Origin of the sequence: Candidatus Villigracilis proximus (assembly GCF_016717045.1) — a bacterium.
Classification (GTDB): domain Bacteria; phylum Chloroflexota; class Anaerolineae; order Anaerolineales; family Villigracilaceae; genus Villigracilis; species Villigracilis proximus.
In genome coordinates, this window is the sequence record NZ_JADJUO010000007.1 from 132,422 (window position 1) to 149,916 (window position 17,495).

A 17,495-nucleotide genomic window follows, 5' to 3' on the forward strand; every position below is an offset into this window, starting at 1 on the left:
ATACAAATATGCGCTTGCGCTTCCAAAGACACGTGGGTACTACACCCCAACCACCTGGATCAAAGATTCATAATTCGCAGAAATGACCTTCGGGGATTGGAACGACTCGCTGATAATGGACGGATCCTTCATCCCATGTCCGGTGCAGACAACGACAACTTTTTTCCCCTTCGCATCAAACTTCCCGACAGCTGATTCTGCAATTAGGCCAGCCAGCCCTGCGGCAGATGCCGGCTCAACCCACACCCCTTCCGAAGCCAGGATACGCTGCGCCGATAGTATTTGCCCGTCTGAAACCGCAATGATGCTTCCATTAGATTCCTGTGCCGCCTCAAGCGCCTGTTCACCGCGTGCAGGCCTGCCAATTCGAATGGCTGTTGCAATTGTCTCAGGTTTATCCACGGGATGTCCCAGCACCAGCGGAGCGGCTCCAGCGGCCTGCACGCCTAATACACGCGGTAATCCTTTTTGATATTGTTTGAAACCCGCCCAATAGGAGGTGATGTTCCCAGCGTTGCCAACAGGTAGGCATAGCCAATCCGGCGCGGAGCCTAACACGTCACAGATCTCAAAAGCAGAAGTCTTCTGTCCCTCGATACGGAATGGATTAATTGAATTAACCAACGCAATCGGGGTCTTTTGTGTGATCTCCACCACCAGCGAAAGCGCGTCATCAAACGAGCCTTGCACTTGAATCACTTCCGCGCCATAGGCAATGGCACCGGCCAATTTCCCGGCCGCAACTTTTCCTTCGGGAATCAACACAATCGAACGCAATCCTGCACGAGCCGCATACGCTGCCGCAGAGGCCGCTGTATTGCCTGTGGAAGCACAAATCACAGTCTGTGCGCCACGGCCCACTGCTTCACTAATAGCCGCAGTCATACCGCGATCCTTGAAAGAACCCGTTGGATTCAATCCTTCAAATTTAATAAAGAGTTCACAGCCGAATTCTTTGCTCAAACGCGGCATGGGAATCAGAGGCGTATTGCCTTCGAGCAGGGAAATATTTTTCGTGTGGGCGGGTAGATCAAGATACTGCCCGTAGCGATGGATCAAGCCTTGATAGGTCATGTCAACTCCAAAGTTAAGAATGCGATGCGTTGAGTTTAATCGAAACGAGGCGATTATACCTATCGCGGTCACAAATTGCATTAAAGGCAATTGTACCGCAGATGATAAAAATCCGAGTCCCCGCCACCTCTGCCAATTTAGGCCCAGGCTTCGATTGTCTGGGTCTTGCATTGAATATTTGGAATGAAGTTTCATTTGAGTCTGCTGAGAAATTGTCGTATCTTGTCAGCGGCGAGGGCGCAGAGAAATTAAATAAAGGCACGCGAAATTTATTAACAAAGGCATACACGCTTTTACATGAAACCTGTGGACAAAAGATGAGCGGCGTACAAATTTGCGCTCACAATGAAATCCTGATGAGCAGCGGACTCGGCTCAAGCGCAGCAGCGATCGTAGCAGGTTTATTTGGCGCAAATGAAATGCTGGGGAAACCTCTCAGCAAAAATCATTTGCTTAAGTTGGCAACTGAAATTGAAGGCCACCCTGATAACGTAGCCCCTGCCCTGCTTGGCGGATTGGTGGTCTCTGTGATGGCTCGCGAAGAGATCATTACAAGGCGATACGAAGTTCCTGAAATGACCGTGGTGATTGTAAAACCAATTGTGGATTGGCTCACCCGCACAGCCCGCGCTGTGTTACCAAAGTCTATTTCACGCGCCGATGCAGTTTACAACATTGGGCGCGCCGCGCTGGTTGTGGATGCACTTCGCAACGGCGATCTTGAACTTTTGCAAAAAATTATGGATGACCGCATTCATCAGCCCTATCGGCTAAAGCATATCTCAGGCGGAATTGCTGCATATAAAACTGCAAAACAATTTGGGGCTGCGGCTCTTTCGGGTGCCGGACCTTCGATTATTGTTTTTGTAGACCCGCGAAATGCAGAACGGGCAAAGACTGAAATTCAAACTGTCTTTGCTGAACGTGGAATTGAATCAAGGGGAATTATCACCAAACCAAGCAGTGCCGGGTGTATCGCAATTGATTGACCAACAAAAAATCGGGCTTTGAATTCTTTTCAAGAATTCAAAGCCCGATTTTGATTAACTAACCTATTTCTTCTTACCTGCTGGTTTTGCTTTCTTCACCGCCGCTTTTGCAGGGGCTGTTTTTCTTTTAGAAGAACTTTGGCTTGAAGCCACTTCCACTGCCACAGGCTGCAATTCCACTTTATAGGCTTCGCGCAAATTAACAGGTTCTACGTGACTGCCGCGTACGCGCAAATTGAGCATTTCCACAAAGACCGAGAAACCCATTGCGAAATACACATAGCCCTTTGGAATATGCTGGTGCAGACCTTCCACAATAAGCGTGAAGCCAATTAAGAGCAGGAAGCTGAGGGCAAGAATCTTAATGGTCGGGTGCTTCTCTACAAACTCACCAAGCGGACCAGCAGTAAAGATCATCACGCCTGCCGCCACGATAACAGCAATGATCATAATCGCAAGTTCATCAACCATACCAACAGCGGTGATTACTGAGTCGAGCGAAAAGACGACATCCAACAGCATGATCTGAATGATGACACTGGCAAAGTTTGCCGCCACCTTTGCAGAAGCCTGGCCTTCCTTGCCTTCCAGCTTGTCATGAATTTCATGGGTGCTTTTCCAAAGCAGGAACATGCCACCCATCAGCAAGATCAGGTCACGGCCTGAAATGCCAATATTAAAAAAGGGCAGAGTGAAAAGCGCTTCTTCAAGGCTGATAACCCAGGAAAGGGAAAGCAGCAACAAAATACGCGTAATAACAGCCATCGTAATACCCGTGGTACGGGCACGCTGTTGGTCTTCATGCGGCAACTTGCCCGCAAGAATGGAAATAAAAATCACATTATCCACGCCCAACACCAGTTCCAGCGCAACAAGCGTTAGAAGGGCAATCCACCCGGCAGGTTCTGTGATCCAATCAAAATGTGACATCATTGTAGTAATTACTCCTGAAAAAAAAGATTGCCTGATTTTAATGGCAATCTTGATATTTGAGTATACAAAAACTCGAAGGCTTTTGACCTTCGAGTTTTTGTATTTTACTTGATCTTGAACATCTGAGTAAGTTTCATCGCCAAGTTCAAGTCGCCTGCGAGTTTCAACTTACCTTGCATGAAAGCCTGCATCCCGTCAATCTCACCAGTGAAGATTTTTACATAATCTGCGGAGTCAGCAGTGAGTGTCATTTTGGGAGAATCATGGGTTCCCTGCGCAACTTCCACTTTGCCGTCTTTGACTGTTGCGTACCATTCACCAGGTTCTGCACCTGTGAACTTGAATTGAATTGTGGCGTCCAAGCCTACAGCTTTTTCGGGGATGAATGCGCCAGGCATTTTGGACATGAGGTCTGCGATTGTTAGTGCCATTGTTTAGTCTCCTAATAGTGTTTTTAGTTGTTTTGTCGAAGGTCGAAAGTCAAAGGTCAATGTAGACTTTCGACCTTTGACTTTTGACTCTTTTTATTATTGTAAATTCTCAAAGATCGCGGCCGCGCCCATGCCGCCGCCGATACACATGGTGACCATGCCATACTTGGACTTGCGGCGACCCATTTCGTAGATCAACTGCGTGGTGAGTTTGGAGCCTGTGCAGCCGAGCGGATGTCCGAGGGCGATGGCACCACCATTGACGTTAACTTTCTCGGGGTCAATTTCGAGGGTCTTCATCACAGCGAGTCCCTGTGCGGCGAAGGCTTCGTTCAATTCTATCAGGTCAATGTCATTCAGGGAAAGACCAGCGACTTTGAGCGCCTTCGGGATGGCGGCGATGGGGCCGATTCCCATCAATTCTGGCGGGACGCCTCCCACTGCGAAGGAGACGAAGCGGGCCAATGGTTTGAGTCCCAGCTCGTTTGCTTTCTCGGCGGACATCACCATCACAGCCGAAGCGCCGTCAGACATTTGGGAAGAGTTTCCAGCGGTGACCACGCCTCCTTCTTTGAAGGCAGGCCGCAGCTTGGAAAGACCGTCGAGCGTCGAATCGCCGCGCGGACCTTCATCCCGTTTCACAGTGAAGGCACGCTTCACAGCTTTGCCATCCACGTATTCAACGACTTCCACATCGATGGGAATGAGCTCGGGGTCGAAGCGGCCAGAGTCAACGGCATTGGCGGCCTTTTGGTTGCTCTTGAGCGCGAACTCATCCTGCTGTTCACGGGTAATGCCATACTTGACCGAAACATTTTCGGCGGTGAGGCCCATGTTGGTGTAATACTGGGGCAAGTCCTGCGCGAAGTGCGGATTGGGAGAAAACTTGTATCCCATCATCGGCACCATAGACATGGACTCGACGCCCGCGCCAATACCGATCTCGATCTGTCCCGCTTGAATTGCATTCGCCACGTGTGCAATAGACTGCACGCCCGACGAGCAATAGCGGTTGATGGTTTCAGCGGGCACGGTGTCAGGCAAACCAGCGCGGATGGAAATTGTGCGCGCCACGTTCATGCCCTGCTCACCTTCGGGGAAGGCACAGCCAAAGACCACATCCTCAATTTGAGCGGGGTCAAGATTCGGCGTGCGCTTCAATAACTCCTGAAGAACCGCCGAACCCATTTCATCGGGACGGACTGTTGCAAGTCCGCCGCGTTTTGCTTTTCCAACCGGTGTTCGTACTGCGGAAACGATAACAGCTTCTTTTATCATGGTATCTCCATTGGTAATTGGTAAATCGTAATTGGTAATTGGAGATTAGTGATTTACTAATTACTAATTACCAATCTCCAGTCTCTAATTCCTCAACGGCTTTCCCGTCTGCAAAATCGACCACATTCTCGCCTGAGTCTTTTCCTCGCCGCACAACGACAAGAATGCTTCGCGCTCCAAATCCAAAATGTATTGCTCACTCACCCATGTCGGCTTGGACAGGTCACCGCCAGCCATGACGTATGCGAGTTTGGAGGCAATGTGCGAGTCGTACTCGGTGATGTAATTGCCTTCCTTGAAAGCCCACGCGCCGATCTTCATCGCGCCGTACATGTCGCGGCCAGGCGCGTAGATCAACTCTGGCGCGGGCGGACGATATCCAGACGCGGCCATGTGCAATGCTTCTTTCTTGGCTTCGGTCAGCAAATGGTCACGATTGATAATAACCCGATCCTGCGGGCCTAAAATTCCCATGCCGCGCGCTTCTTCAGCGGATACGGCAACTTTGGCCTGCCCAATTTGCAGGAACGCCTTTTGAATGAACGGGAAAGTTTCAGCGCTTTCAACTCTCGCAGCGGGATTAATAATGCGGCGCATATATTCTTTTGTACCTGCACCTGCGGGAATAACACCTGCGCCAAGTTCCACCAAACCAATATATGTTTCAGCCGCAGCAACAACTCTCGAACCATGCATGGTAATTTCACAACCGCCGCCGAGCGCCAGACCCGCAGGAGCAACGACCACAGGTTTGGGCGAATAGCGCATACGCATGTTCAAGCCTTGCAATCTGCGGATCGCGCCATCGAGCTGATCCCACATGCCTTGCTGAGCAGCAACCACGACCATGAACAAATTCGCGCCTGCACTGAAGTTATCCGCTTCACTGCCGATGACCAGACCATCAAAATCATTTTCAAGTCTGTCCAATGCTTCGGAAGCAATAGCAAAATATCGTCATCGAGCGCATTCATCTTGGTGTGGAATTCAACCAGCGCCGCGCCATCGCCAATATCATACAGCGACGCGCCTGCATTCTTGCTGATCTCCTTTTTCGTGCCGCGCATATCCTTCAAGAACACAAAGCCTTCACTGGCCTTGAACTTCACATACTTCTTTTTAGACACATCGTATGCGCCAACTTTATTGTCGCCCTTGTATTGATAGAAGGTCTCAACGCCGTTCTTCAACATTTCGTCCACCCACTTCGCGGCGGGGTATCCTTCAGCCTTCATGCGCTTCACGGTCTCTTTCACGCCGAGCATATCCCAAATCTCGAACGGGCCAGCGTCGTGCATGAAGCCCCAGCGGACTGCATCATCGATCGGCTTGGCAGTATCTGCGACTTCGGGGATGAGGGTGGAGACATACTGGAAACTTTGATAAGTCAACGCCTTGACCAGTTTCGCCGCTTTATCATCCGCTTCAAGCATGACCTTGAGCCTGTCCCCCAAACCCTCAACATCTTTCGCCGCCTTGACAGAGTCAAAGCGCGGCTTGCCCGCAGGCACGTGTTCCATCGTGTTCAGATCGAGTGAATAGAATTGTTTCTTGCCTTCAGCGTCGCGCACTTCTTTATAGAAGCCGACTTTGGTTTTATTGCCAAGCCATTTGCGCTCCAGCAATGTGTCCATCAATTTGCGCGGCTTTTCGGCGGCGAGATATTTCTGTCCGAGTTTGTCGTGCGCGATCAAGGGCGCAAGATTCTTGCCCACGTGATCCCACACGTCCACACCGACCAGATCTATCAGCCTGAACGTTGCCGTTTTGGGCCGACCCATTAACGGCCCGGTAAGAGCGTCCACTTCGTCAACGGCGTATTCGTTGTTGAGGATGAAGTCCATTGCGAATGCGCCCGTTCCAAACGCGACGCGATTCCCAATGAAGTTCGGAGTGTCTTTGCAAAGCACAACGCCTTTGCCCAAATCAAATTCACCGAAGTGCATAAAGAATTCAGCGACATCTTTGGATGTGTCCACAGTTGGGATGATCTCCAACAGTTTGAGATAGCGCGGTGGATTAAAGAAATGTGTGCCGAGGAAATGCTGTTTGAAGCTCTTCGAGCGGCCTTCTGCAATGGCTTTGACGGGAATACCCGAAGTGTTCGTGGAGATGATCGCGTTCGGCTTGCGGATTTCATCAATGCGGGTCATCAAGTCCTGCTTGATCTTGAGATTTTCCACGATGGCTTCGCAGACCCAATCTGCTTCAGCAACCGCACCGAAATCATCTTCAAGATTTCCAAGCGTGACGAGAGTTTTCAAGTCAGCGCCCATCAAATTAGCAGGCTTGGCTTTGATACAACGATCCCAGCCTTCTTTGACGATCTTGTTTTTATCAGGTGAGTCTTTCGCAACAATATCGAGCAAGGTCACGGGCACGCCAATGTTCGCAAGGTGCGCCGCAATGGCTGCGCCCATTGTTCCCGAACCGATGACGACGGCTTTCGTTATGTTGTATTTCATGGTTGCTCCTTTTAGTAAGTGGTAAGTAGTAATTGGTAATTAACTATTGAGAAAGGCTAAGTCTTCTTCGGAGAAGAAAAGTGTAAAAGATTCTTCTGACAAGTCGGTGGTGTATTCTGGCGCAGATTCCCGAACTGAAGTTTTCTTTTGCTCAGCCCGAACCGTTTTCAATCCGCTGGCGAAAGCATTCAACTGACGAGCCAACGCTGTCAAGCCATCAACATATTCACGAATTTCATCGGGCTTCATCAACTTGCGTTCCTGAATTCGATTTAGCCAGTATTTTGTTTCAAACAAACTTCCACGCGAGTAGTACAGAAATTGAAGTTTCTCTCCAAAATTATATCTTCCAACTGATTCTGCAATATTCGCGCCGATGGAATCTGCCGAGCGTGTGATCTGCTTTCCGAGAACATCTTTTGCGAATTCATCCCATTCAACAACCTTCTTCCAAATGGAATCCGCAATTACCTCAGCCGATTTCAACACTTGCAAATCCTCAAACGTCGCCATCACAATCTCCAATTACCATTAACCAATTACTATTTACCGTAACTCCGCGCCGGTATAGCCCAAAATCTGCCGTGCCACAACGAGACGATTGATCTGGCCGGTGCCTTCGTAGATATCCGTGATCTTTGCATCGCGGAACCATTTCTCAAGCAGGAACTCGCGGCTGTAGCCAAGCGGGCCTAAAATTTCCACGGCCTTCTGCGTGATCTTCGTGCCCACATCACCCGCACGCACTTTGCTCATCGAAGACTCAAGCGCGTTCGGTTTTTTATTATCCGCCATCCAGACCGCTTTCAACACCATCAGCCATGCAGACTTGAGCATGATGTCCATATCGATCACTTCGCGTTCGATGTTGGATAATTTTTGACGCGGCAACCCATAGCGGATCTCGACGCCGTTCTCTTTCAATTTCTCTTTGAGGAATTCGAGCGCGGCTCTTGCCACGCCGATACCTGATGCTGCTACGAGCGGCCGGGTCGCATCGAAAGTAGCCATCGCACCCTTGAAGCCAGTCGTGGTCTTTTCTACTGTCGGGCTGCCTAGGACATTCTCGTAAGGAACACGAGCATCCACGAGAGAAATGGCGGCCGTATCACTCGCGCGAATACCGAGCTTGTGTTCAAGCTTGGTGATCTTTACACCAGGCGTTCCGCTTTCAACAACAAAAGCACGCATACCAGAACGGCCAGCGGACGGGTCAATGCTTGCCCAGACAACGATAAAGCCTTTGCCAAGTTTTTCGTACTCGATAAATGATTTATCTCCACCGGTGACGAAGATCTTCTCGCCGTTGATGATCCACTCTTTTGTGGCTTCGTCCAACACAGCGCGGGTACGGATCGCGGAGGTGTCTGAACCTGCGCCGGGTTCGGTCATACACATGGCGGCGTAGGTCGGCTTATCGTCATTGAAGCGGGCGAGGAATTTTGCTTTCTGTTCGGGTGAGCCAGCGGCCTGCACGGCGGCTGCGCCAAGTCCGCCGCCGGGGGTGATGAGGTAATAGCCTACATCGCCCCATGAAAGCATTTCGATCTGCGCCGCAAGTTTCTGGTAACCAATGGGGGGACGTTTCTCTGCACCTTCTTTTGGTTTATCTTCTGTGACGGTCAATCCACCGCCGCCGCCCATGGAGCGCATGGCAGTGTGCATAAATTCCACATAATCCCACGGGATGGAATGTTCGTTCTCGTCAAATTCGCGCGAGGTGCTGCGCATCATATTTTCAGCAACAGATTTAAGCATGGTTTGCATCTGTGCAATTGGTTTGGGGGTTTCGAAATCGATGGTCATGGGTTCTCCAGTTAATCTCCAATTACTAATTACTATTTACCGTAATTGGTAATTAGACAATTGCCAGTCCTAAAAGCATCGCAAAGCCGCGGCCGTTGCGGAGGAGCAACTCGACGGGGTTCTCACGGATGTAGCCGTGTCCGCCGTAGATTTGGACGCCGCGGTCGGTGACCATGAGCGCCATGTCGGCTGCGCCGGTGTGAGCAAGGTACGCAGAAGCGCTGGCGTCTTCCTTGTTATTGTCCAGATTCCAGGCGGCTTCCCAGGTGAGCAGGCGCATGGCTTCGATCTCCGTTGCGATTTCTGCGAGCATGAAGGCAATGGCTTGTTTCTGGGCGATCTTCACGCCAAAGGCATCACGTTCTTTTGCATAAGTCTTTGCGTATTCAAAAGCGGACTTGGCGACGCCGACAGCGGCCGCAGCGGAGGCAATGCGCATCGAAGACAGAATCAGCTCAAAGTTATGTCCAGAGGCGCCACCAAGACGGCTGGCGGTGACATTCTCCAATTTGACCCGGTACATGGGCAAGGCGTTCAATCCCATTAATTTTTCACGTTCTTCTGAAATTTGCATACCAGCAGAATTTTTGGAAACAATAAAGCCTTGTGTTTCGCCATCAAGATTGGCGTAGACGATCAAGGCTTCGGCATCTTTTGCGAATGGGACGAAAACTTTTTCGCCGTTTAACACGTAGTCGCTGCCGTTCGCTTTGGCAATGGTTTTGAGGGCGTTGGGGTCGAAGTCAAAACTGAATTCGATCAGCGCGGCGGTGTAGGGAGCCCAATCGCCACCGATGATCTTCGGGAGGTATTCCTGCTTTTGTTCTTCGCTGCCGCCCAGCAAAACGGGCGTGGCAAAAAGAGACGGGGTCATAACGGCCAGTGCGCCCGCGAGGTCACCAAAGGCCATCTCTTCGACAGCAAGCGCGCCTGTGACCGCGGAACGATCACCAAAGCCGCCGTATGATTCGGGAACCGAGGCTTGCAACAATCCAAGTTCCCAACCTTTGCTGACGAGTTTCTTCGGCAGTTCGTGTCCCTCTTCGGCGTCGTGCGCCGCAGGGCGAAGGTCATTTGCTGCGTACTTCCCCACCGCATCCACCAACATTTGCTGTTCTTCATTTGGTTCGAACGAATACATTTTTCTGCTCTCCTTTTTGGACGATGGACGATAGACCACGGACAGTGGTCGGATCTACTTCAACATGCCTTTCAACACAAAATCTGAATACTCATCTGCGATTTGCTCAATAGTCTTGCCGCCCTCAGGGCTGTACCATGTGAGTGTCCAGTTCATCACACCCATCAATGCACGCACGGCAAGGCCGGGGTCTTTCAAATCAAAGACCTTTGTTTGAATTCCCTCATTAATAACATCCCGCCATAGTCCTTCAAACTTATCGCGTTGAGGGACATGACGGGCATGTGATTTTTTGTCGAGTGAACGATGTTCAAATAATAGAACTGCCGTGAGATCCCCATTTTCGGCAAGAGCAGATAAATAAGCACGGATCATTTGTCTAAGTTTTTGGTCGGCGGGAAGGGACTGGGAGGCAATTCCGGCAATATGGTCAGTGAGCATACCGAGAGCGCGGTCGAGAAGCGCAAGCAAGATCTCCTGTTTGGATGTGACGTGGTGATACAAGCTGGCTTTTTGCAGATTCACAGCCTCAGCAATTGCAGACATGGAAGCACCATGAAAGCCTTTCTGGCGGAAGACCTGTGCAGCGGCATCAAGAATATCGTCTCTGGTCATCACTTCTCCTTCCCTACCGAACGGTAGGTAGGGCAAAGTTTACTACTGCCTTTTATGTGCGTCAAGTCTCGTAAAAGAAACATCTTTTAACCTATTCCTGCCTGACGGCAGGGCAAGGATGTGCGCGTTAATATTTCCTGACTTTGCTACAGCCATGGGAACACAACCAATGCGAATTGAAAAAACCATCATCTAATGCTATAATTCAATTATGGCATTACCTCAACCTGAACAACAAACACCCCCGCCCGCTCCCCAACTCACTCCTGAACAAATTGCTGAGTTGCGCGAACAGGAACGCAAACAAAAGATGATCGTCACCAGCGTGATCGCTGGAGTCATGTTTATTCTTGTATTGCTTGGCGTAGCGATCTTCTTCCTCTTGCAGCCCACCGCACCTACAGACAAGATCCGCGATGTCTTTATCATCGTCGTCGCGCTTGAGTCACTCGTCATCGGCGTTGCCATGATCGTATTGATCGTGCAGCTGGCGAGTCTCATCAACCTGCTGCAAAACGAAGTCCGCCCGATCCTGAACGCCACCAATGAAACCGTCAATACCTTGCGCGGCACTGTGGAGTTTTTGGGCGAAGAAGTGATCGAACCCGTCATGAAATTGAGCGGCTATCTGGCTGGTCTCACACGTATGTTAGAATTGATGGGTATCAAAAAGAAATAATCTTGAAAGTAAACCCAGGGTTATAAAAACCATTGGGCGTAAATAAAAATCATTCAAAAATTAACCAAGGAGTTGTAACCATGTCTGAACGTGATGAATTTGGCGCATTTCTCGTCGGCTTTGTCGTTGGCGGCCTCACAGGCGCAGTCGTTGCCCTGTTGTTTGCCCCGCAATCTGGTGAAGAAACCCGCGCTCTGATCAAGGACAAGAGCATCGAATTACGCGACAAGGCACAAGTCAGCGCCGAAGAAGCCTATGCCCGCGCCGAACAACTTGCAACAGATGCCCGTCATCGTGCTGAAGAACTCGCGGGTGAAGCCCGTGTGCGTGCGACAGAACTCGCCAATGAAGTTCGCGAACGCGGCAAGAGTGCAGTTGAAGCTGTCCGCAAGCCCAAGAAGGGCGACACCGAAGCAACAGCTGCTTAATAAAATTTCAAGACAGCAAGGGTTTGACTTCGCGGTCAAACCCTTGTTTTATTTATGAACCTTATGCAGCGTTTCATGCGGTTTTTCTATAACCTGCTGTATCATTCCTTTGCATTTACGTATGACCTCGTCGCCGCAACTGTTTCATTTGGAAAATGGAAAGACTGGGTCTTTAGCATGACCCCCTTCATTGAGGGGACTCGCATCCTTGAGCTGGGACACGGCCCCGGACATTTGCAGCGCCTCCTTCTTCGCCGAAACCTGTTCGCTGCTGCGATAGATGAATCAGCGCAGATGGGGACACTCGCCAAACGCCGCATCGGCAGCGCTCAAAAATTATCGCGCGCCCTCGCGCAAAACATACCCTTCGCCGCAGAGTCATTTGACACGCTCATTGCAACCTTTCCATCTGAATATATTTTCGACATGCAGACTTTGTCAGAGGCGCATAGAGTCCTTCGTAACAGTGGCAGGCTGATCGTTTTGCTTGGAGCGTGGCCGAAGAGTCCGATCCTCGCATGGCTGTTTAAAGTCACGGGCGAGAGTCCGCCTGAGGCGTATGAATCCATAAATTTAAAAATAAAAACAAAACTGGCTGAATCAAAATTTATAGCAGAAGTACAAATTGTTGAAGTAAAATCAGATAACCTGCTGGTTGTCGTTGCACAGAAAGAGGAGAAGAAATGTTAAAAAAATTACGTGAACCTGTTAATAGCCTGACCCATTGGGCGGGTGCAATTCTTGCGCTGATCGGATTGATCGCATTGCTGATCGTGGGCTGGGGAGCACCCGCCAAGGTTGCTTCGCTGGTCGTTTATGGACTCAGCCTGATCTTTTTATTTTCAGCCAGCGCCACTTATCACATGGTGCGCGTGAAAGACAAGGCGCTGGAAATCTTCCGCAAGATCGACCATTCGGCCATTTATTTTCTGATCGCAGGCACATACACGCCATTCTGCATCAATGCTTTCACAGGCTTTTGGAAGTGGGGCATGTTAATCACCATCTGGTCGCTGGCGATCATCGGGATCGGCATTAAGGTGTTTATCATCCGTGTGCCGCGCTGGTTGAACGCGGGTATCTATCTCGCGATGGGCTGGCTTTGTGTCGGCGCCAGCGGACAATTACTCGCCGCCCTCCCCGCCTGGGTCTTCACCTGGCTTATCATCGGCGGCGTGATCTATACCCTCGGCGCGATCGTGTATATCACAAAGATATTTAATTTTGTACCGGGCGTGTTTGGCTTCCATGAAGTCTGGCATATTTTCGTATTGCTCGCCGCCGCATCTCACTTTGTAGCCGTGCTGGGCGTGGCGCTTTAATAACAGGACCTTTATGTTTTTTGGACTTGACCTCAACCAACTCTTTACCTTCCCCTTTCAAAGATGCCGACTCGCGCAAGCATTTTCTGATCGGCAGTCTTGTTTCGCTTTCAGCTTTTATCGTCCCTGTCCTTCCGTTCTTTGTTTTGTACGGATATGCAATTCGCATTGTGAGACAGATCATGAACAATGAAACTCCACGCATGGTCGCATGGGATGACTGGGGCGGCATGTTCAAAGATGGCGCCAAGATGTTCGGCATTCGCATCATCTTCTCCATTCCGATCATGATCCTTGCCGCGCCTCTGTTCATTTCCACATTCATTATGCCGATATTTATGAGCGAAGCAAGCAGCTCAGACCTAAACGTACTCTTCCCAATTCTCATGGTGGTCATTTCCGGCACATTATGTATATTGATTCCCGTCTCATTTGCATTGGCGTTGATTATTCCCGCCGCAGAAATGTACGTGGTGGAAAAAGATGATTTTGCAGCAGGTTTCCGCTTCCGTGAATGGTGGCCGATCTTCCGCGCCAACCTGAGCGGATTCATCGCCGCATTTGCGATCTTCTACGCAGCCACACTAGCTTTGAGTTTGGCCGTTCAGATCATCGGAGCAACCCTTATCTTTGCCTGTCTCATCCCGTTTCTTTTGCCGGCAATCACCATGTACTCTGCCTTGATCATGTACACAACCATTGCACAGGCGTATAAAGTTGGCAAGGAAAAACTTGCGCAAGCTGAGATGAAGATCACACCAGAAACAGCATAATAGAAAGCCTGACAGAACACAAAAAATGCTGAGTATGCGGATCTTTTTGACCTGCATACTCAGCATTTTTACAAATTGGTTTGTGATTACTTCAAAATTTGAAATAAATTACTGTAATCATCCGTCCACAGTTTGATGGAAGTAGTATAGCCTTCAAAAGAGGTTGAGTGAGATTTGATCGCGGGGATTTCCAACAGGGTGGCGTTGCGCGTCATCAGTACCCAGTTAGATGGAAAACCGTTGCCATCTGAAGATACAAGTCTGTCAACTTGAACAATTTCCAAGCCGAACTCCTGTGCCAATTGCCAGAACACGGGGCGCAGGTCCAAATGACGGTTGGAGATATGCGCGGCAATCACACCATCGGGGGCAAGATGATCCAGATATAAAGCAAAGGCCTCTTTTGTTACCAGATGCACAGGGATTGAGTCACTGCTGAAGGTATCCAGCACCAGCACATCAAAATTTTGGTTTTCTCCAGCGGCCAGTTCCTGCTCCAGAGAGATGCGTGCATCGCCTGCCACAACTGATATCTCTGCTTTGCTGTCATTCAGAAAAGTAAAATACCCGCCTTCGCCCTCTGCCAGCCGTATCACTACGGGATTGATCTCATAATAGCGATGAACATCACCTTCCTCTGCATAAGTTGCGAGAGTCCCCACGCCAAGCCCCAGCACACCTACCCGCAGGTTTTGTCCGCGCTGGGGATGATTAAGCAGAAGCAATCCCACGCCGCTATCTTCCACATAATATGTGGTGGGACGTGCCCGATCAGCGAGATATTGAATACCATGCACCGTCATCCCATGAATCATGGTATCGGCATTCTCGTCCAGTTCGCGCACGCGGATCACTCCGTAAAAATTTCGCTCGACGAAGAGCGCATTTTCATATCGATTCAAGCCAAAAGAAAGAAGCAAAACTCCGGCCAAAAACGAGAGATTGATCGCACGCGCCTGCAAGCGGACTTGTGACATGAAGCGCGGCCAGAGCATCACCACCAACAGGATCATGGTCATCAGCCAGCCGAGATAGAATTCCCAATATCCAGTGAAAATGAAAGGCGCAATTAAATTCACAAAAATACCACCCGCCGCGCCGCCCAGCGAAACCATTAAATAAAAACTGGTCAAATGATCGGCGTGCGGACGTAAACGATATAACTCGCCATGACAGATCATCGAAGCAAGAAACAACAGCAAATTGTAGATGGCGATCTGAACGATCACATTCAAAGAACTTGCATTCACCAGAGTCCAAAGCATGGCAAGCGATGTAATACTGAACAACAACGCGTACACACGCCTGTCATACCAGCGCGAATCAGAAAACGCAAAGATAAAAGAAAGCAAATACACCGCGAGCGGAACAATCCACAAAAATGGAATGACCGCCACTTCCTGCGAAACCTGATTGGTGACAGACAGTAAAAACAGCGAAGCTGTGCCGCTCAAAATAATCCACAAAACACGCAGCGCCCCCGAAGGCTTTTCAGCTGTTGAAGCCTGTGTCGCAGCTCCATTTTCGTTGCGGGCGCGATAACTCAAGATACCAGCGACCAATACAAATAAAATCAATCCGCCTGACCAGGCCCAGCCCTGCTGAAACAAAGTCAACGATGGCTCAACCAAAATCGGATAGGCCAACAGGCCAAACAGGGAACCAACATTCGATAATGCATATAATCGCGCGTAAGACTGTTCAGGGAAAATACGACTGAACCATGCCTGCATCAAAGGTCCATTGGAGGCGAGGACAAAATATGGCAGGCCGACAGAAATCGTCAGAAGCAGGAATATGTCTAACACGGGAAAATTCGCAGCCACGGGACGCATGTCAGCGGCGGGAGTGATCGGAGACGGCCACGCAAGCCCGAGCGCGGTCAGAAGCGCGAGCGTCATCCCCAATAATGCAATATGGATCCATCCCTGTTTTGGGCGTTTGACCAGCCAGTAGGCGTAGGCATATCCGCCGGTGAGCAGCACTTGAAAAAACAACATGGCTGTAGACCAAACGGCGGGCGTGCCGCCAAACCACGGCAAAATAAATTTACCGATCATCGGCTGAATTTGAAACAATAAAAATGCAGAAAGAAAAATACTCAGGGCAAAAAATAACATTACGCCTCCAACTCAATTTTTATAAAATCACTTACAATATTTTCACAACACCACTCACAAGGACAACTTATGCGCCCACTTGAAATTATCATCCCACTACTGCTTTTGGTTTATTTACTTTGGCAGGCCCCGCGCCCGCAGACCATTCGATTCATACCCGCGCTGACTCTGGTTCTCACACTCGCTCATTTTACACTGGAGGGCTACCGCTGGCAGATGATTCCCATATATGTGTTGACCATCATCCTGGCAATCCTTCCCATTTTTAAATTTGACATTAAACCGGTCGCATCATTCTTAACCTTGGGCCTGCTCGCTGTTTCGACAGTATTGCCTATGCTGCTGCCTGTTCCAAAAGTCGCAACCCCCAGCGGACCTTTCGCAGTAGGCACCACAACCTACGAATTTACAGACACCGAGCGCAAGGAATTATATTCAGGCAAAGATGAAACGCGCAGATTCATGGTGCAGGTTTGGTATCCCGCTGAAGTAACATCTACGGCCAAGCACGCAAAGTGGATGAGCGAACCGGAAATCTACGCGCCCGCGATTGCAGGTTTTCTTGATCTGCCTTCTTTCTTTCTTGACCATCTCGCATTATCCATCAGCCCCGCGTATTTGGATGTGCCTTTGGCAAAAACAAGTGAAGCGTTTCCTGTGATTTTATTTTCACATGGCTGGAACGGATTCAACGCGCAGAACACAGGTCAGGCCGTGGAGTTGGCGAGTCGCGGATTTGTGGTGATCTCCACCCAACACACCTACGGCGCAGTCACTACCGTCTTCCCAGATGGGACTGTCGCAATGAACAATCCCAAGGCTTTGCCTGAAGACGCCGAAGATCCAAACTATGAGATCGTGGCTCGGAAGTTGGTCGATCAATGGGCTGGAGACATGTCTTTTGTTCTGGATCAGTTTCAAGATTTCGATGAAGAATCGAATAATCTCTTTTACCAAAAATTAGATATGAGCCGCATCGGCGTCTACGGACATTCCACAGGCGGCGGAGCAGCGATCGAATTCTGCGGCACTGATTCGCGCTGTAAAGCCGTGCTCGGCATGGACCCGTTCATGCGGCCTGTCTCTGCCGAAGTGATCGAAAGCGGACTTTCACAGCCATCCTTCTTCATGTTCAGTCAGGGCTGGGCTGATCTAACAGACAGCAAAAATAATAAACTGTTTAATCAGTTTTATCCGAACATCACAAACAATTCAGGGGTGATCGTTATTGAAGGCACTAAACATTTTGACTTCAGCGATTTGCCCCTACTCTCTCCCATTGCACCGCAACTCGGCTTGAAAGGTCCGCTCAACGGCAAACGCGTGACCGTGATCGTCAATTCATACCTGCTTGATTTCTTCGAGATGACTTTATACAACAAACCATCCGCATTGTTTGATGGCGTATTTAAAACCTATAAAGAAGTACGAGTGAGGTAAT

Annotated in this window: 18 protein-coding genes; 7 read left to right on the forward strand and 11 right to left on the reverse strand. The window is 49.7% G+C overall.

The genetic code is table 11. The annotated features are described in order from the left end of the window. Nucleotides 1–39 precede the first annotated feature (39 nt). Entirely contained in the window at nt 40–1,074 is a 1,035-nt protein-coding gene (gene thrC / locus IPL71_RS09170) for a threonine synthase (RefSeq protein ID WP_345320920.1), read from the reverse strand. A gap of 101 nt (nt 1,075–1,175) precedes the next feature. On the opposite strand from thrC, the gene thrB reads away from it, so the two are divergent. Next, nucleotides 1,176–2,063 (forward strand): homoserine kinase, encoded by an 888-nt coding sequence (thrB, locus tag IPL71_RS09175; RefSeq protein WP_345320922.1) that lies wholly within the window; start codon nt 1,176–1,178, stop codon nt 2,061–2,063. A gap of 63 nt (nt 2,064–2,126) precedes the next feature. Here the strand turns inward: thrB and IPL71_RS09180 are convergent, their stop codons facing one another. The 9 genes from IPL71_RS09180 to IPL71_RS09220 form a co-directional block, all read right to left on the reverse strand. Beyond that, nucleotides 2,127–2,996, reverse strand: coding sequence for a TerC family protein (locus tag IPL71_RS09180; protein WP_345320924.1), 870 nt, complete (start codon nt 2,994–2,996; stop codon nt 2,127–2,129). A gap of 104 nt (nt 2,997–3,100) precedes the next feature. Further along, the gene (locus tag IPL71_RS09185; protein WP_345320926.1) at nt 3,101–3,427 is read right to left on the reverse strand and encodes an SCP2 sterol-binding domain-containing protein; all 327 of its coding nucleotides are present in this window, start codon (nt 3,425–3,427) and stop codon (nt 3,101–3,103) included. Between the two features lie 96 nt (nt 3,428–3,523). Beyond that, nucleotides 3,524–4,702, reverse strand: a complete 1,179-nt coding sequence (locus IPL71_RS09190; RefSeq protein ID WP_345321115.1) for a thiolase family protein — start codon at nt 4,700–4,702, stop codon at nt 3,524–3,526. 87 nt (nt 4,703–4,789) lie between these two features. Further along, nucleotides 4,790–5,599: an enoyl-CoA hydratase/isomerase family protein gene (locus tag IPL71_RS09195; RefSeq protein ID WP_345321117.1), complete on the reverse strand. Its 810-nt coding sequence runs from the start codon at nt 5,597–5,599 to the stop codon at nt 4,790–4,792. After that, nucleotides 5,482–7,170: a 3-hydroxyacyl-CoA dehydrogenase family protein gene (locus tag IPL71_RS09200; protein WP_345320928.1), complete on the reverse strand. Its 1,689-nt coding sequence runs from the start codon at nt 7,168–7,170 to the stop codon at nt 5,482–5,484. The genes IPL71_RS09195 and IPL71_RS09200 overlap by 118 nt, the downstream gene beginning before the upstream one ends. 39 nt (nt 7,171–7,209) lie before the next feature. Then, the gene (locus IPL71_RS09205) at nt 7,210–7,683 is read right to left on the reverse strand and encodes a four helix bundle protein (RefSeq protein ID WP_345320930.1); all 474 of its coding nucleotides are present in this window, start codon (nt 7,681–7,683) and stop codon (nt 7,210–7,212) included. A 33-nt stretch (nt 7,684–7,716) separates the two neighbouring features. Further along, the gene (locus tag IPL71_RS09210) at nt 7,717–8,976 is read right to left on the reverse strand and encodes an acyl-CoA dehydrogenase family protein (protein ID WP_345320932.1); all 1,260 of its coding nucleotides are present in this window, start codon (nt 8,974–8,976) and stop codon (nt 7,717–7,719) included. A 52-nt stretch (nt 8,977–9,028) separates the two neighbouring features. Beyond that, nucleotides 9,029–10,117: an acyl-CoA dehydrogenase family protein gene (locus IPL71_RS09215; RefSeq protein ID WP_345320933.1), complete on the reverse strand. Its 1,089-nt coding sequence runs from the start codon at nt 10,115–10,117 to the stop codon at nt 9,029–9,031. A gap of 54 nt (nt 10,118–10,171) precedes the next feature. Continuing rightward, complete coding sequence (locus IPL71_RS09220; RefSeq protein ID WP_345320935.1) at nt 10,172–10,732, reverse strand: TetR/AcrR family transcriptional regulator; 561 nt, start codon at nt 10,730–10,732, stop codon at nt 10,172–10,174. A 211-nt stretch (nt 10,733–10,943) separates the two neighbouring features. Here IPL71_RS09220 and IPL71_RS09225 point away from each other — a divergent pair, with 211 nt between their 5' ends. The 5 genes from IPL71_RS09225 to IPL71_RS09245 all read left to right on the forward strand — a co-directional run bounded on the left by IPL71_RS09225 (nt 10,944) and on the right by IPL71_RS09245 (nt 13,934). Continuing rightward, nucleotides 10,944–11,411 (forward strand): hypothetical protein, encoded by a 468-nt coding sequence (locus IPL71_RS09225; protein WP_345320937.1) that lies wholly within the window; start codon nt 10,944–10,946, stop codon nt 11,409–11,411. 80 nt (nt 11,412–11,491) lie between these two features. Next, a complete protein-coding gene (locus tag IPL71_RS09230) occupies nt 11,492–11,839 on the forward strand; it encodes a YtxH domain-containing protein (RefSeq protein ID WP_345320938.1) in 348 nt (115 codons plus the stop codon). Nucleotides 11,840–11,914: 75 nt separating this feature from the next. Further along, nucleotides 11,915–12,529 carry a class I SAM-dependent methyltransferase gene (locus IPL71_RS09235; RefSeq protein ID WP_345320940.1) on the forward strand — a complete coding sequence of 205 codons (615 nt, stop codon included), beginning with the start codon at nt 11,915–11,917 and terminating at the stop codon, nt 12,527–12,529. Next, nucleotides 12,523–13,161, forward strand: coding sequence for a PAQR family membrane homeostasis protein TrhA (gene trhA, locus IPL71_RS09240; RefSeq protein WP_345320941.1), 639 nt, complete (start codon nt 12,523–12,525; stop codon nt 13,159–13,161). The genes IPL71_RS09235 and trhA overlap by 7 nt, the downstream gene beginning before the upstream one ends. 20 nt (nt 13,162–13,181) lie before the next feature. Beyond that, complete coding sequence (locus tag IPL71_RS09245; RefSeq protein ID WP_345320942.1) at nt 13,182–13,934, forward strand: DUF4013 domain-containing protein; 753 nt, start codon at nt 13,182–13,184, stop codon at nt 13,932–13,934. An 86-nt stretch (nt 13,935–14,020) separates the two neighbouring features. Here the strand turns inward: IPL71_RS09245 and IPL71_RS09250 are convergent, their stop codons facing one another. Next, complete coding sequence (locus IPL71_RS09250) at nt 14,021–16,054, reverse strand: fused MFS/spermidine synthase (RefSeq protein ID WP_345320943.1); 2,034 nt, start codon at nt 16,052–16,054, stop codon at nt 14,021–14,023. Nucleotides 16,055–16,123: 69 nt separating this feature from the next. On the opposite strand from IPL71_RS09250, the gene IPL71_RS09255 reads away from it, so the two are divergent. Beyond that, nucleotides 16,124–17,494 carry an alpha/beta hydrolase family protein gene (locus IPL71_RS09255; RefSeq protein WP_345320944.1) on the forward strand — a complete coding sequence of 457 codons (1,371 nt, stop codon included), beginning with the start codon at nt 16,124–16,126 and terminating at the stop codon, nt 17,492–17,494. Nucleotide 17,495 lies beyond the last annotated feature (1 nt).

Excerpts from the sequence above, each read along its gene's own strand:
- thrC (WP_345320920.1), bottom strand. The coding sequence starts at position 1,074 with ATGACCTATCAAGGCTTGATCCATCGCTACGGGCAGTATCTTGATCTA.
- thrB (WP_345320922.1), top strand. The coding sequence starts at position 1,176 with ATGATAAAAATCCGAGTCCCCGCCACCTCTGCCAATTTAGGCCCAGGC.
- IPL71_RS09180 (WP_345320924.1), bottom strand. The coding sequence starts at position 2,996 with ATGATGTCACATTTTGATTGGATCACAGAACCTGCCGGGTGGATTGCC.
- IPL71_RS09185 (WP_345320926.1), bottom strand. The coding sequence starts at position 3,427 with ATGGCACTAACAATCGCAGACCTCATGTCCAAAATGCCTGGCGCATTC.
- IPL71_RS09200 (WP_345320928.1), bottom strand. The coding sequence starts at position 7,170 with ATGAAATACAACATAACGAAAGCCGTCGTCATCGGTTCGGGAACAATG.
- IPL71_RS09205 (WP_345320930.1), bottom strand. The coding sequence starts at position 7,683 with ATGGCGACGTTTGAGGATTTGCAAGTGTTGAAATCGGCTGAGGTAATT.
- IPL71_RS09210 (WP_345320932.1), bottom strand. The coding sequence starts at position 8,976 with ATGACCATCGATTTCGAAACCCCCAAACCAATTGCACAGATGCAAACC.
- IPL71_RS09215 (WP_345320933.1), bottom strand. The coding sequence starts at position 10,117 with ATGTATTCGTTCGAACCAAATGAAGAACAGCAAATGTTGGTGGATGCG.
- IPL71_RS09220 (WP_345320935.1), bottom strand. The coding sequence starts at position 10,732 with ATGACCAGAGACGATATTCTTGATGCCGCTGCACAGGTCTTCCGCCAG.
- IPL71_RS09225 (WP_345320937.1), top strand. The coding sequence starts at position 10,944 with ATGGCATTACCTCAACCTGAACAACAAACACCCCCGCCCGCTCCCCAA.
- IPL71_RS09230 (WP_345320938.1), top strand. The coding sequence starts at position 11,492 with ATGTCTGAACGTGATGAATTTGGCGCATTTCTCGTCGGCTTTGTCGTT.
- IPL71_RS09235 (WP_345320940.1), top strand. The coding sequence starts at position 11,915 with ATGCGGTTTTTCTATAACCTGCTGTATCATTCCTTTGCATTTACGTAT.
- trhA (WP_345320941.1), top strand. The coding sequence starts at position 12,523 with ATGTTAAAAAAATTACGTGAACCTGTTAATAGCCTGACCCATTGGGCG.
- IPL71_RS09250 (WP_345320943.1), bottom strand. The coding sequence starts at position 16,054 with ATGTTATTTTTTGCCCTGAGTATTTTTCTTTCTGCATTTTTATTGTTT.
- IPL71_RS09255 (WP_345320944.1), top strand. The coding sequence starts at position 16,124 with ATGCGCCCACTTGAAATTATCATCCCACTACTGCTTTTGGTTTATTTA.